The sequence below is a fragment of the Metabacillus sp. Hm71 genome, assembly GCF_051842955.2.
Taxonomy (GTDB): Bacteria; Bacillota; Bacilli; order Bacillales; family Bacillaceae; genus Metabacillus.
Genome location: NZ_CM200278.1, coordinates 5,439,603 through 5,452,094 on the forward strand (window position 1 = coordinate 5,439,603; position 12,492 = coordinate 5,452,094).

General features: G+C 40.2%; 12 protein-coding genes. 6 read left to right on the plus strand and 6 right to left on the minus strand.

What is annotated here, in order from left to right; genetic code table 11:
• Nucleotides 1-482: 482 nt before the first annotated feature.
• Complete coding sequence (locus tag ACSVDH_RS26705; protein ID WP_439250516.1) at nt 483-2,852, minus strand: immune inhibitor A domain-containing protein; 2,370 nt, start codon at nt 2,850-2,852, stop codon at nt 483-485.
• A gap of 386 nt (nt 2,853-3,238) precedes the next feature.
• Nucleotides 3,239-3,607, minus strand: coding sequence for a GtrA family protein (locus ACSVDH_RS26710; RefSeq protein WP_439250517.1), 369 nt, complete (start codon nt 3,605-3,607; stop codon nt 3,239-3,241).
• Nucleotides 3,608-4,027: 420 nt separating this feature from the next.
• Between ACSVDH_RS26710 and ACSVDH_RS26715 the strand changes: the two genes are divergently transcribed.
• Both ACSVDH_RS26715 and ACSVDH_RS26720 read left to right on the plus strand, forming a co-directional pair.
• Complete coding sequence (locus tag ACSVDH_RS26715) at nt 4,028-4,954, plus strand: hypothetical protein (protein WP_439250519.1); 927 nt, start codon at nt 4,028-4,030, stop codon at nt 4,952-4,954.
• Between the two features lie 5 nt (nt 4,955-4,959).
• Complete coding sequence (locus ACSVDH_RS26720; RefSeq protein ID WP_439250520.1) at nt 4,960-5,733, plus strand: SH3 domain-containing protein; 774 nt, start codon at nt 4,960-4,962, stop codon at nt 5,731-5,733.
• Nucleotides 5,734-5,898: 165 nt separating this feature from the next.
• Here the strand turns inward: ACSVDH_RS26720 and ACSVDH_RS26725 are convergent, their stop codons facing one another.
• The gene (locus tag ACSVDH_RS26725; protein ID WP_299092893.1) at nt 5,899-6,402 is read right to left on the minus strand and encodes a ferritin; all 504 of its coding nucleotides are present in this window, start codon (nt 6,400-6,402) and stop codon (nt 5,899-5,901) included.
• Between the two features lie 214 nt (nt 6,403-6,616).
• Here ACSVDH_RS26725 and ACSVDH_RS26730 point away from each other — a divergent pair, with 214 nt between their 5' ends.
• Together ACSVDH_RS26730 and ACSVDH_RS26735 are read left to right on the plus strand one after the other, a co-directional pair.
• On the plus strand, nt 6,617-7,291 hold the full coding sequence (locus ACSVDH_RS26730; RefSeq protein ID WP_439250521.1) for a hypothetical protein: 675 nt from the start codon (nt 6,617-6,619) through the stop codon (nt 7,289-7,291).
• Nucleotides 7,291-8,574 carry an efflux RND transporter periplasmic adaptor subunit gene (locus tag ACSVDH_RS26735; RefSeq protein ID WP_439250522.1) on the plus strand — a complete coding sequence of 428 codons (1,284 nt, stop codon included), beginning with the start codon at nt 7,291-7,293 and terminating at the stop codon, nt 8,572-8,574. The genes ACSVDH_RS26730 and ACSVDH_RS26735 overlap by 1 nt, the downstream gene beginning before the upstream one ends.
• 473 nt (nt 8,575-9,047) lie before the next feature.
• Here ACSVDH_RS26735 and ACSVDH_RS26740 read toward each other — a convergent pair whose 3' ends face one another.
• Together ACSVDH_RS26740 and ACSVDH_RS26745 are read right to left on the minus strand one after the other, a co-directional pair.
• The gene (locus ACSVDH_RS26740) at nt 9,048-10,046 is read right to left on the minus strand and encodes an HAAS signaling domain-containing protein (RefSeq protein ID WP_439250524.1); all 999 of its coding nucleotides are present in this window, start codon (nt 10,044-10,046) and stop codon (nt 9,048-9,050) included.
• Nucleotides 10,033-10,380, minus strand: a complete 348-nt coding sequence (locus ACSVDH_RS26745) for a PadR family transcriptional regulator (protein ID WP_299092897.1) — start codon at nt 10,378-10,380, stop codon at nt 10,033-10,035. The genes ACSVDH_RS26740 and ACSVDH_RS26745 overlap by 14 nt, the downstream gene beginning before the upstream one ends.
• Nucleotides 10,381-10,777: 397 nt before the next feature.
• Between ACSVDH_RS26745 and ACSVDH_RS26750 the strand changes: the two genes are divergently transcribed.
• Together ACSVDH_RS26750 and ACSVDH_RS26755 are read left to right on the plus strand one after the other, a co-directional pair.
• Nucleotides 10,778-10,981: a helix-turn-helix transcriptional regulator gene (locus ACSVDH_RS26750; RefSeq protein ID WP_046512878.1), complete on the plus strand. Its 204-nt coding sequence runs from the start codon at nt 10,778-10,780 to the stop codon at nt 10,979-10,981.
• Nucleotides 10,981-11,661 carry a DUF3169 family protein gene (locus tag ACSVDH_RS26755; RefSeq protein ID WP_439250526.1) on the plus strand — a complete coding sequence of 227 codons (681 nt, stop codon included), beginning with the start codon at nt 10,981-10,983 and terminating at the stop codon, nt 11,659-11,661. Before ACSVDH_RS26750 ends, ACSVDH_RS26755 begins: the two co-directional genes overlap by 1 nt.
• Nucleotides 11,662-11,707: 46 nt before the next feature.
• Here the strand turns inward: ACSVDH_RS26755 and ACSVDH_RS26760 are convergent, their stop codons facing one another.
• Nucleotides 11,708-12,460: a MerR family transcriptional regulator gene (locus tag ACSVDH_RS26760; RefSeq protein WP_439250527.1), complete on the minus strand. Its 753-nt coding sequence runs from the start codon at nt 12,458-12,460 to the stop codon at nt 11,708-11,710.
• Between the last annotated feature and the right edge of the window lie 32 nt (nt 12,461-12,492).

Genomic DNA, 12,492 nt, shown 5'->3' on the forward strand with positions numbered 1-12,492 from the left:
TTTCATATTCTTGTCCTAAGCCAAAAAGAGAGAACACCATTTTTAACAAATGATTACCAAATCCATTTAATCCCTTTTTGAAACCGCTATCATAAAGCGTTAAAAAAAATAAACCTTAACATAGTTGACAAGATCGGTAAAAATACGAAAAACTTATCACATTAAAACTATTATATTATCGCTATCCACCTCCATCATTCAGTAGTTGTTTCCAATCCTGTTAGATTAGAATGTCATATACTTGTATACTAAGTTGACCTAATACATAGTATACATATGCTATTCAAAATTGTCTATATCTTTTTAACTGTTATTTTTTCATTTTCGGTAGCAGAAGATTATTACCAACGGTCAGACATTGCTACACTGCTTCGTATGCTGCGTTATTTGGCTTTATAAACGATTGAATAACAGCAAATTCCAAGGGCAAAAAGATGAAAAGGGATTGAACCCTCTACTGGTTCAATCCCTTCATGTCATCCTTATTTATAAATCAATACCTTACCAACAGACCCATCCCTACTCTCACCAACAACGCGGAATTTCAGGCCTTCTTTTGGCAGAATACGCCCTGCATCAATAAGGCCTTTGTTGCTGTAATCTTTGCGATCATCAAATAATGGATTTCGCTTTGTATGGTTATCCTTCATTGTTAGACCATTAATACTTGAATAATCCAAGAACATTTTGCTGGATTTTTGCAGGCTAAATGCAGCGTCATGCAGTTGATAGCGCGCAGCACCGACACTTCCGTCGCTCCAGTAGTTTGCCCGCTGATCAGCATCTACGACTCCAAGGAAGCCTTCTCCAGGATGAACGCCTGTCCAGTTATTGTCAAAAGATTTGTCCACATACCAAACTACAAGGCCTTCGTCATATTTCATGAGACTTGCGCCGCGGCTAATATGTGCCAAGCCTTTATCAACATCATGATGACTTCTCCATTCTAATAGATAGTAATTTTCAGAATAAAAATACCCTTCATCCTTTTTAAAGCCAGTTAATGTAAATGCGGAAGCCCCCTCGGCATTATCTGAAACAAGTGTGTTGCCGTCCGCTTTAATGGCAATGTCATCGACATAGAAGCCTGGCATCGCAACGGCTACATCTGTCCAATAGGTAAATCTTACGTCAATTTTCTTGCCTGCATACGCAGAAAGATCAAAGGCTGCATCAACCCATCCATTCGAATTTCCTGTAATTCCATGTCCCGGGTTTTGCTCATTCGGATTGGCATCAGTGGTGATATTACCTTTTACTGTTGCCCATTCGCCTGCGCCCGCTTCTTTCACTTGAACAGACGCGTAATCCCAATCTGTTTCAATATCATACCAAGCTTTAAAGGTAAGCTGGGCATTTGTTGCATTTGTTAAATCAATAGTCGTGGTCATCGAATGATTAAGCTCATCACCACTGCCGCTGAAGTATTCATATTTTCCGCTTACCGGCGTGTTGACAACGGTCTTTTTATCAGGCAAATTGATTCTGACAGCATCATTATTTACACCCTTTGTTACCGCTTCATCTAATAAAAGCGTTGATCCTTCTTTCGTGATATATTTTTCATCAATGGTTGTTCCAGTTAACCAGTTACCACCATGGGCAGCCTGTAAAAATTCTCTTGCATATGGGCTGAATCCAGTTGGCTCTGTACCCGGAATTTTTCCTGCCCAGCTGCCCGATGACATAATTGACCAGTAGGCAACAGGCTCACCGGCACCACTGTAAATCGTGTCGTACTCATCAGGAAGCCCAAGATCATGGCCATACTCATGGGCAAACACGCCCGCCGCGCCATCCTCTGGTTCAATTGTATAATCCCAAGCTCCTAATAAGCCGTCAAAGCGATCACTTTCAGATGTCGCACCTGGCACTGCTACCGGACCTGTGCCAAGCTTTGAACGGTGCGACCAAATGGCATCACCTGCAAGCTTGCCCCCGCCAGCTTCCTCACCAACACCGGCATGGATCACCATTAAGTGGTCAATAATCCCGTCCGGCTCCGCATACACACCATCTCCGTCATAATCATCGCGATCCCATTGATCATATTCTGTTAGATTGATAGAAGGGTCCTTTGCAGCCTTTTTCAAAGCCTCGTAAACGAGCTCACGCGGGCGCGCATCATTGCCATCGGGAGCGGGAACATTTTCCCCATAATATTTCGCAGGATGATCAGCTGTGTACCAGCCAGCTACCTTCCCTTCAACAGTATAGCTGCCGCCTGATTGCTTCTCATAATATTGCTTCATTGAAACAAGGTTTTCTCCATTTGGCCCAGCGTATCCTTTGTCACCAAAAATCATATCCTGGAAGTGACTAAGCGGATAATTTTCATAAAACATATCGGTTTCTTCTTTTGTAATCGAGCTATTTTGGTAGTCAGGAAAATCAATCGCAAGCACTAACACCTTATCCTTTCGAACCTCACCTGAATACTCCTCTTCAACCACTGGAGCAACCGACTGTGCTTGTCCAAGCTTATTCCCTTTTCCATTTTTCAAGCCTTGCTTGACCTTCTCCTTTGACCCCTCAAGCTTTTTCATCGGCTTCGGAAGCTTATCCTTAGTGGTAACAGCTTTCTCTTTGCTTTTCAGGTACTCTTTTAATACCTTTTCTGCTTGAGACGGTTTAGCGTTCTTCGCAATCTTCCCTTCCTTTTTCAGCATTTCAATTAATCGTTCATCATTAGCAATGCTTACATCTACTGTAGCCCCAAGTGATGGTGCTGTTGCATCCTCTAGCGCCGCCCTTGCAGCCGCCTTTTGAACAGGCGTAAACGCACCAAAAGCAACCGTGCTCATCCCAAGCGCCACCGCCATCGCCGTTTTTATCATCTTCCCCTTTTTCAACCAAATCTCCCCTTTATCCTTTAATCGAAATCCTAACAAAATGAATTTCGACCTTCGAAATAAGGAGTCCTTTTCAATATGGTAAAATGAAGTAATAGTCCCGAATCATTCTATTAAAATAGTACTTTTGACCAAGGTGAATAATGTCTGTTTTTGTAGAAAGAGGGGATAGGTATTATTTTAGACAATTTTTTTGATCACCCTTTTGCTGTTCCAATTATATAAATCACCTATTATGATTATAATCTATTACTATATTTATAAATTTTTATCCATTGCTGCTTTTAAGCGTTAACTCACTAGCCTGCATGAACAACTATCTGCATAGATTTTTCTACAAAAACGATGACCAGTCTTCGAGCGGCGATTTCACCACTCGAATTCCTTTATTTTTTAAACGTCCACTTTTGATTAAGAGCATAATTAACCACCAACCCGCAGCCTGTTGCAAACACCTGGGCAAGCAGCGGCTGCATAGAGAAACGGTCAACAAGCAAATAAAGAAAGAATGTAGTTAAGCAAAGGGTGATCAGATTGACAAGAACAAATCGAATGAAAAAATCGGTGTGCCTGCCTGTCCCTGCTGCAAACACCCAGTTTTTATTCCAATAATAGCTGTTGATTACACCTAGACTATAGGCCAGGATATTGGCAAAAATATAATCCATTCCGAGCATCACGAGAAGCGAATAGCTGCCAACGGTGATCAATGTATTAAAAATACCTACTGTCCCGAACTTTAGGAACCTTTTCATGGCATAATCCCCTATAATTGCATTATTTCTATCCATTTTGGGGAATAAATTCATTTTTTAATCAGCATCAAGCTAATCTTTAAAACTTTCTTAAATTTTCCCTCCATCACTTTGCAACGCCAGCTTGACTGATACAATAAAAGCAGGGACTCTCAACCTTGCATAAGCACATCATTCATGCATAGAATGAATAAGAGATTAGGAGAAAACAAGCTGCTAAACGACCAGCCTTTTTATAAGTGATATAAGAAAAGCGCAAGCGCCTTGATCAGCCTAAGGCAAATAAGACGCTCATGAATAGAAGGCGTTCTTTGCCTTCAATTCATGAGTGGTTAGTCCCTAGAGGGGCTAGGCGCTGGAGCTAGACACAAAAACTAGGTTAAAATTTTATACCTTACTTTTAAAAAAGGAGGATAACAGATGAATTTAATTGATGTACAACCTGTTAAATTTAGCTTTTTTGAAAAGCCGCCAGCATCCTCAATGACACAGGCATTTGTCTACACAAATGCGGAAAATAATTTCCTCGTTGTGAAAAACGGCGACCGCATCTCCCGCAGTGATCTGCGCGCAGGAAAATACAACAAAGTTTATATCGTGAACATGTCGACATTGAATTTTCATTATGAAAAAGAGGTTCCTTCACAGGATCGCGGCCGCCAATTCCTTGTTGACCTGTCCATTGATTACAAGGTCGTTGACCCGATTTCGCTGATTCAGCAAGATGCCGGGGAAATTGTCAGCTATATGAAAAAGAAGCTTCCATACTGGTTGGAGGAAATCACTGTTGACTATCCAATCACGGAAGCTAAACGGGTGAAGCGTCATATTGAGGACCTGCATGAGCATTCCTCAATGGTTACCGGTCTAAAACAGGTCGGGGTCGCGATTAAGGATATCAATGTTCTTGTCAAGCAAAGCGAGGATGATCAAGAGCATGATAAGAAATTCAGAGCCATTGATCAAGAGGATGAATTAGAACTGTACCGCCGTGAGAAAAAACTAAATAAAGCGCGCGTTTTGGCAAAAAGCATCCAAGAAGCGATTGAATCAGGTGATCTCCTTACCGCATTATTAATCGCTGAGGAAAATCAAGATGCTTTGGCGATTGTGAAGAACCGATTACAGCATGAAGAATCTTTCCGCCTTGAAGTCCAGGACCAGGTCAGAAAAATGTTGCTCGATCCTACTGTTAATGAGGCTGAGGTCAAGCAGCAGCTTGCAAAAATAAGAGCCTATTTCCCGCATGAACCATTGAGTGGAGACATGCCTGATTCACATGAACAAAGCATGGTTGACCCATATGATGAAACAAGGAATATGTATCAAACAACTAAAGGGGAGTAAGAGCCGTGGAAACCATTATCAATCAAGTATTTTGGCTTTGGGTCCCACTGTCTTTCCTGCCGGTTTGGTTAAGGATTGCGATCGTCACCTATTTTGGGATTATCATTGCAAGACCGCTTCTTGTCGGCCTCCTTCCGAAGCTGATTGGGTGGTTCAGCCGCTTTATGAAAAAAGCCATTGAGCTGCTGTCCTATCCATTGATGGTATGGATGCATCGCTATTTAACAAAAAGAAGACTGTCAGGCTACCACGACATCCCGGCCTGGGTGGATTTTCTGGAAGATACATGCGCCGTTCTCATAAAAGGATTTAGCAAAACCGAAGGCCTATCAAAGAAAAAAACGCGGCACAAAGTCCGTCTGAAAAGGACATTTCGATTTGCAGCATTCGTTCTAGCCATCCTTTTGCCGCTTGCCATTATCAATAACCCAACCCAAGCCTATTCAAAAACATGGCATAAATTTGATGCATGGGTGCTGGAAGAAAAGGTTCAGAAAACCCTCGGTTTTGAGTTCCCGCAACTCCCAGGCAAGCTGCTCGAAACGGTAGAATCGGTCAAACGAACAGAGCTGAAGCTTAAGGAAGAATATAATGAAGGTGGAAACATACGCGCCACCCCATCCCTTAACGGAAAGGTTGTTGCGGAATTAAACACAGATGAAACGATTACCTACTTAGATGAAGAAGCCACAGATGACAGGGGAATCATCTGGCTTAAGGTTGAAACAGCGTCAGGCACTCAAGGGTGGATATCTGAGAGGATTGTGGAAGAGTCGTAATAAATCTTAGATCCTTTTATTTTTTTAGCATAATGGAAATATAATTAAAGAGAGAAGTGCTCCAACACTTCTCCCTGCAACCTCTACCGTCAGGGTGGTGGTTGTCATTAGGTATTTTTCTTTTGAGAACCACCCTTTACCTTGAGACGGCATTTCTACTTCATTCTATCCCTCCGGCACAAACGTCCGTTTCCCAAGCTCATTATCAAGCATGAAGAATGCATTGCTGTCAGATTCAATCCGCTTCAGCTTTTGAATAAGATTGTCAAAGGTTGCTTCCTCTTCAACCTGTTCTTCAATAAACCATTTCAAGAAGGTCATTGTCGCATGCTCGCGTTCATCTAAAGCAATATCAGCAAGCTCATAAATCCGGCGGGTTACCTCTTTTTCATGCTGAAGTCCTTTTTCAAACACATCAAGAACTGAATCAAATTCGTTGTTCGGAGCAGGAAATCCCTCAACAATCGCACGCTCTCCCATATCATTAATAAAGTTATAAAATTTCATCGCATGATAACGTTCCTCTTCGGCCTGGACAAGAAAGAAGTTGGCAAACCCATCCAAGCTCTCTGCTGAGCAATAAGCTGCCATTCCTAAATAAGAATGTGCCGAATAAAACTCATAATTCATCTGTTTGACTAATCCCTTTACCAGCTTTTCACTAATCATACAAACATCCCTCCTTATATAGCCTAGTTTATCACATTCGATTTAATCTTATGAAAAACGGCAACTTTTCTTAAGCCTCTACTACTCTCGAACATTGCTAATTTTGTGACAATTGCCCGATTTTTCATAGAAAATGTCAAATAATTACTCACTTTTCCTCCAACCTAAGATAGAATGGGAAGTGATGAATTATTTATTAAAAAGGGGACCATATATGTTATACCAGATGAAACTATTTAAAGGACTCTTCCAGCCGGGGACCAGCCTTTATCAACTGCAAAAAGCTGAAGCTCTTTCAGGTTTGGCTCCTAGACTGTTATGGTTATATCTGCTTAGTTTAATCAGCTTTGCCATCAGCACCTATTTCGGAATTGGAACAGAGTCCTATTCCGGCGCCATTACAGACAGAACAATTGCCGAATACGAAGCCGGCAAACTCCTGCTCCTTGGCGGGGACCTTGCTGCAAGCCTTTTATATACAACACTGTTTATTTGGTTTATCGCCTTTATTTTTTGGCTGATGCTTGATGTTTCATACATGAAGGCCGTGATTGTGCAAATGTTCGTCTTTGCGATTCATTTAGTCGGACAAGCGATCACCATCCCGGTGCTTGTTTTCTTTGACTTGAATCAGCTCAGCAATCCCTTTTCCTTCGGCGTGATCGGCCAATATATAATCGACCATGACTTTTGGCAGCATGTTTTCGGTGCCATTACGCTATTTGACTTTCTAGCGATCTGCTATCTTTATTATTACCTAAAAAATTTAACCGAAAAGAATAAATTTGGAACACTCATTCTCATCGTGTTCGTCTATCTTTTCATCTGGATGATCACAGCTTTCATGTCATTTCTTGAAGTTCCTGTCCTTATAAGGGGGTGGTTGTGATGAAACGATGGAAAATCATCTTATTAACGGCTGTAACAATTAGCTTCATCGGCTTAAATGTCTTTTTAATTGGAAAGGAAGACAGCAAGGTACAACATACCGTTCATGTTGAAAAGTGGACTCGCGTACAGAAGGACGATATCGTTGAAACCTTTGAGACCAATGCCGTCATGAAGCCACAGGAAGAAGTTGATGTTTATTTTCATCCTGAAGATAAAGAATTTCAGCGTTTTCTCGTAAAAGAAGGGGATGAAATCACAACAGGAACTCCATTGTTAGAATACACAACACCAGAACTGGATCAACTGCGCGAGACACTTGAGGCCGAAAAGGAACAAACAGAGAGTGAAATTGAAGGAATCGATGACTACATCAGCTCATTGGAAGATTATCAAGCGTCCATCCCCTCTTCCTCAACAGGTATAGAGACAATGACCACATTTGAGGAAGACCTGAACTTTGACGAAAATGAGAACTTAAATGAAGATCTGAACATTGATGAAAATGCCTCCTCAGATATGATCATCAGTGTGATCCAACAGGAGATTTACCGACAGGAGCTCGAAAAAAGCAAGCTCGAAGCAGTGGTTGAAAAATATGATAGCCAGCTAAGCCATCTTAACGAGCAAAGTGAAACAGCCGTCCTTGTCAGTGAAATAGATGGGATTGTCAAAAAGGTCGATGACAAGCTTGAAAACCCTGTCGTCACCATCGCCTCTCATACTCTAACAGTAAAGGGTGCGCTGACAGAAGCACAATTTAAAAAAGCCGAAACAGGCATGAAGTTTACTGCGAATGTGGCTGAAGAGAAAAAGCCGCTTGAAGGAACGCTGGAAAAAATTAGTCCATATCCGGCTAAGGAGCCTGAAATCGGACAGAAAAATTACTACCCTTTTGAAGGCCAACTGACAGAGCAATCAGAAACGGTCGCAATCGGCGCACAGGCTGCGGTTTCGGTCGTGACAGCGGAAGCAATCGGGGTGCCGACACTCTCCGATCAAGCGCTTCATGGCAAAAAAAGTAATCTCGGATATCGACTAAACGAAAATGGCCGAATCACTAAGCAAACGATTCAAACCGGACTGGGCTTTAACGGTATCCAAGAAATAACCAAAGGTGCCGAACTCGGACAAGTCATGATGCTTCAACCTGATCGTGTGCCGCAAAACAAAGCCAGCTTTGTAACGGAAATGAAGCCTCGCCGGATTGATAAAGCGGCGTTCAAAGCCCTTTCAAAACGTGAAAGATGGGAAGCATTTTTGATTGGGTTGGTGGAGAAATAAAACTTCAGTTTGATCTGTTTCAAGCATTAAAAATATTTCATTCACTCTAAATTGATCATAATTGAACATAAACATTAAATTAAACACTTATTAACAGTCCAAGTCGCATAAGAGTTGGACTGTCTCTTTTTTGTTGATTTCAGAATACGCTGAGGTGGAAATCCGTCGGATGAAAGACAATTCGATTTCACTGCGACTCGGTTTTGTCCTTCATAAGTCTGATGAAAACAAAGTGGTTCCACTGCTGCTCGGTTTTGACTAGGGCTTGACTATTAAACATTTGCAAAGTATTTTTAAAGGTTACGTTTTTGTCCTGAGAAACACAGCTGGAATAAAGACAAAATAATAACGCCCAAGGCTTTTCAATGCAATGAGCGTTTTATACCAATTGCTAATTCTGTTGTGATTCCAACTTGAAGTTTTGTACTCTAAATCGAAATCAAGGTCTGCCTTACTATACTTCTCTATTACACTTAACGAATACCTGACTTGCGAAAGCCATCAAACACATTGATTGCAGCTGAGACCGCAAAGAGGAAAATGCCGCCGCCAATGATCCACGCTTTTAATTCATTTGACGTAATCGTAAATAAATCTGTCATATACATAATGAAATCATGACTTAGTATATTTGTATTTAGCAAGATGATGATAAAAACGACCGTTCCAATTAGCTGGAGGACCGTATTGCATATTGCCATTTTTCTCGTCCATTGCCCCTTTACCAATTTATAAATGGATAATGCGATTTCCAAACCAATTAAAATCACAACGATCGGCCAATACTGAAGCAGCACCTCTTGATTAAAAGCTGGAGCCACCAATTCAAGCCCGTCTCCGCCACCTTCATATACACCTACAAGATGGTACGCATAAAAATATAGGGTTGCCCAGATCGCTGTCCACATTAACCCCCCAAATACCTCACATTTCGAAATGGCTTTTTTCTTAGGAATATAAGCAATATTTTTCAAATCATCAGGAGTCCATTTTTGCAGGCTTGCTGTTAATGGCTGCTGATCGTTTCCTTTATCTATCCTTTCGATAAAAGCAAACACAACGGTTAACCAAAAAAATGTTTGGATTCCAACTTCAATCATTCTCCATATACCAAACCCGGTAATATCAAGAGCCACATTTATGACTGCTTCCTGTCCATTGTAACCAATAAAATATTCAGCAATTACCGAGATCAAGGAAATGACCGTGGCAATCGGCAAAATCATTTTTAATAACGTTACATATACATCGAAATAACGCGGTCCAATCAGGTGCATTGGCCGATCTAGATACCCGCTTGCTAATGTGACCGGACTTCCTAATTTTTCAAGCACCGCCTTTACATCTTCTTCACTGTAATCATCTGGCAGCATATCCTCTATCGTTGACCGTAATTCAAGGGCAATATCCTTACGATTTTTTTCAGGCAGCCTTCTAGTAACCTCCTGAATATAAACGTCAATTAAATTCATTATCTTCCTCCCCCTTTAATAAGCGATAAAGCTCTTTCGAATTTTTAAGCCATTCCTTTTTCAACTCCAAAAATACCTCTACTCCATAGTCACTTAACACATAATACTTACGCGGCCTGCTCTCAGATGTATCCCAGCTGCTCGACACCAGCTCCTGTTTTTCTAAGCGGCGAAGCAATGGATATAAGGTACTCTGATCAATAGCAATGCCTGATCCCTCTAATAACTGGACAAGTGAATATCCATATTGGGGGGTTTGCAATTGGCTTAAAACCGCTAATGTCAACGTTCCTCTTCTAAGTTCTGTCGTTAATGAATTCAATAACTGACTCATTCACCCACCTCATTTTTATTACTATATGTCATACAGTATATGTTTTATACTATGCATCATACACTATTGTTGTTACAAAAACAATTGAATTTATAAAATATTATTGAGTTTGTTTGCGCAAAAAAAGAAAACACAATTTAAAAACTGACTAAAAAGTGGGTTCTTTTGTGTTTCTGGTACTAAATGTCCTTTCAACTATATTACAATTAAAAACAATTTATTTTGATTGACTAAAAAACATCTTCTTATTCCTTAGATGTATCTACGAATTTCGTATTTACCCAGGAAATCGCGATTCTGAAAACACCTATTTATGACTAGGTTAATGTTCATTCTGACAACTATATTTGTCAAAATGAACATTATCGTTTACAATACAAGTAAGAGGTGATTCCATTTGAAAAGTCGTCTTAAGGAGCTTCGGGCACGTGATGGATTAAATCAGACCCAGCTTGCGAAGCTTGCAAAGGTTTCAAGGCAAACAATTAGTTTGATTGAACGTGAAGAATTCATTCCTTCACTTTTAATTGCCGTTCGGATTGCACGTATTTTTAAGGAACCTGTGGAAAATGTATTTATGTTTGAGGAGGATGAAGTGTAATGAAAAAAGTTTGGATACAATTAATAATAAGTGGTGCAGTTGGATTTATTGTGGCTATACTTTTGCTAAATTATTTTACATTTGACTTCTCAAATTATGCCGATACAATCGTCATCAGTATTCTTGTCATGATTTTCATCCTTTTGGGACTGAGTGTATTCCTTTATAGACAAATAAAGAAGCTGAATCATACCCAATTTACAGGGGATGAAGAAGATGAAGCAGATGTATTAATGTATAAAAAATTCATGGATTACTCTTTCTTTGTTCAGGTGAGTAATACACTTTCAATTTTAGCTTTATGTATAACTGTTATTACTTCACAAAAATTAGTCTTCACCATTATTGCGGTTGTCACATTGATTCTTAGTTATATACTCACTGCTTTAATGACAAGTTTAATGCAACTCGTCTATCCTGAACGGAATCTTCCAAGCATTTCAGAACCGAATTATTCAGAAAAGCTCTTGGACATTTCAGATGAAGGTGAAAAACATGTCATGCTAATCGGACTTTACAAAGCTTATCAATTATTAAGTGTTGCTTTAATTTTCGCCATTGTCCTTTCAACACTCTATTCCCTTTCTACAGGCAACTCCCAGCTTTTCTCTATTATTATCATGAGTATAGTTTTATTGCTTGTGAATGGAAAATATTGTTTATCTGTTCGGAATAAGTAATGTAAATCGTTCTGTATTAAAATCTGCAAAAACCCCTGCTCTATGATCAAAAAGGGGTATTTTTGCAGGTTGAATTCTTTAAAGATGAATAATCGCTTTTTCCCTCTTCTATCATCGCACATAACCGATATAAATAACTCATCCCGCGCAGTTGTACCTTCACTAAATAATCCAGGTACATGAGCGATTCTCTTGTGATTCTTATCGCTTCAGCTAGATTATGCTTATCCAGTTCAGCTAGTACATCCCTTACCACATCCAATGAGTATACAGCGTTTTGAAGCGTGCGGATGACTAATAATTTTCTTACATCATTTATCGTATATTTCCGATATCCGTTTTCGGGATCCCGCTCCGGCTCAATTAAACCTTCCTTTTCCCAGTGTCTTAATGTGGATTTGGCAACACCAATGGCTTCCGCTGCTTCCCTGATTGAATACCAATTCTTTTTCGGCATGGGCTTAACAACTTCATCGATCCGATCCTGCTCTAGTATTTTGAGTGCTTGCTCAGCCTTCATTTTATCCTCATATAACTGAGAATGAATCTCACTTACCTTCCATAATGCCTCTGTTATGTTCCTTTTCTGAATCATTGGCATAATTTCCCGTACCAGCTTCATACCAAATCCCGCATTCATGGCACGAATACAATCAAAATAAGCTGCATGCTCCTCTGTATAGATTCGGTACCCATTTTCTCTCCGTTCGGCCTTTGGCACAATTCCCCAGGATTCATAATGGCGCAGAGCGCTTGTACTTATGTTAAGCCTCTTGGCAATCTCAATTGGTTTATACATGTTTTATTCCTCCAAACATTCTTGTAAAACCT

Bases quoted from the DNA above. Each gene is read 5' to 3' on its own strand.
- ACSVDH_RS26710 (WP_439250517.1), bottom strand. From the start codon at position 3,607: ATGAAAAGGTTCCTAAAGTTCGGGACAGTAGGTATTTTTAATACATTG.
- ACSVDH_RS26715 (WP_439250519.1), top strand. From the start codon at position 4,028: ATGAATTTAATTGATGTACAACCTGTTAAATTTAGCTTTTTTGAAAAG.
- ACSVDH_RS26725 (WP_299092893.1), bottom strand. From the start codon at position 6,402: ATGATTAGTGAAAAGCTGGTAAAGGGATTAGTCAAACAGATGAATTAT.
- ACSVDH_RS26730 (WP_439250521.1), top strand. From the start codon at position 6,617: ATGTTATACCAGATGAAACTATTTAAAGGACTCTTCCAGCCGGGGACC.
- ACSVDH_RS26735 (WP_439250522.1), top strand. From the start codon at position 7,291: ATGAAACGATGGAAAATCATCTTATTAACGGCTGTAACAATTAGCTTC.
- ACSVDH_RS26740 (WP_439250524.1), bottom strand. From the start codon at position 10,046: ATGAATTTAATTGACGTTTATATTCAGGAGGTTACTAGAAGGCTGCCT.
- ACSVDH_RS26745 (WP_299092897.1), bottom strand. From the start codon at position 10,380: ATGAGTCAGTTATTGAATTCATTAACGACAGAACTTAGAAGAGGAACG.
- ACSVDH_RS26755 (WP_439250526.1), top strand. From the start codon at position 10,981: ATGAAAAAAGTTTGGATACAATTAATAATAAGTGGTGCAGTTGGATTT.
- ACSVDH_RS26760 (WP_439250527.1), bottom strand. From the start codon at position 12,460: ATGTATAAACCAATTGAGATTGCCAAGAGGCTTAACATAAGTACAAGC.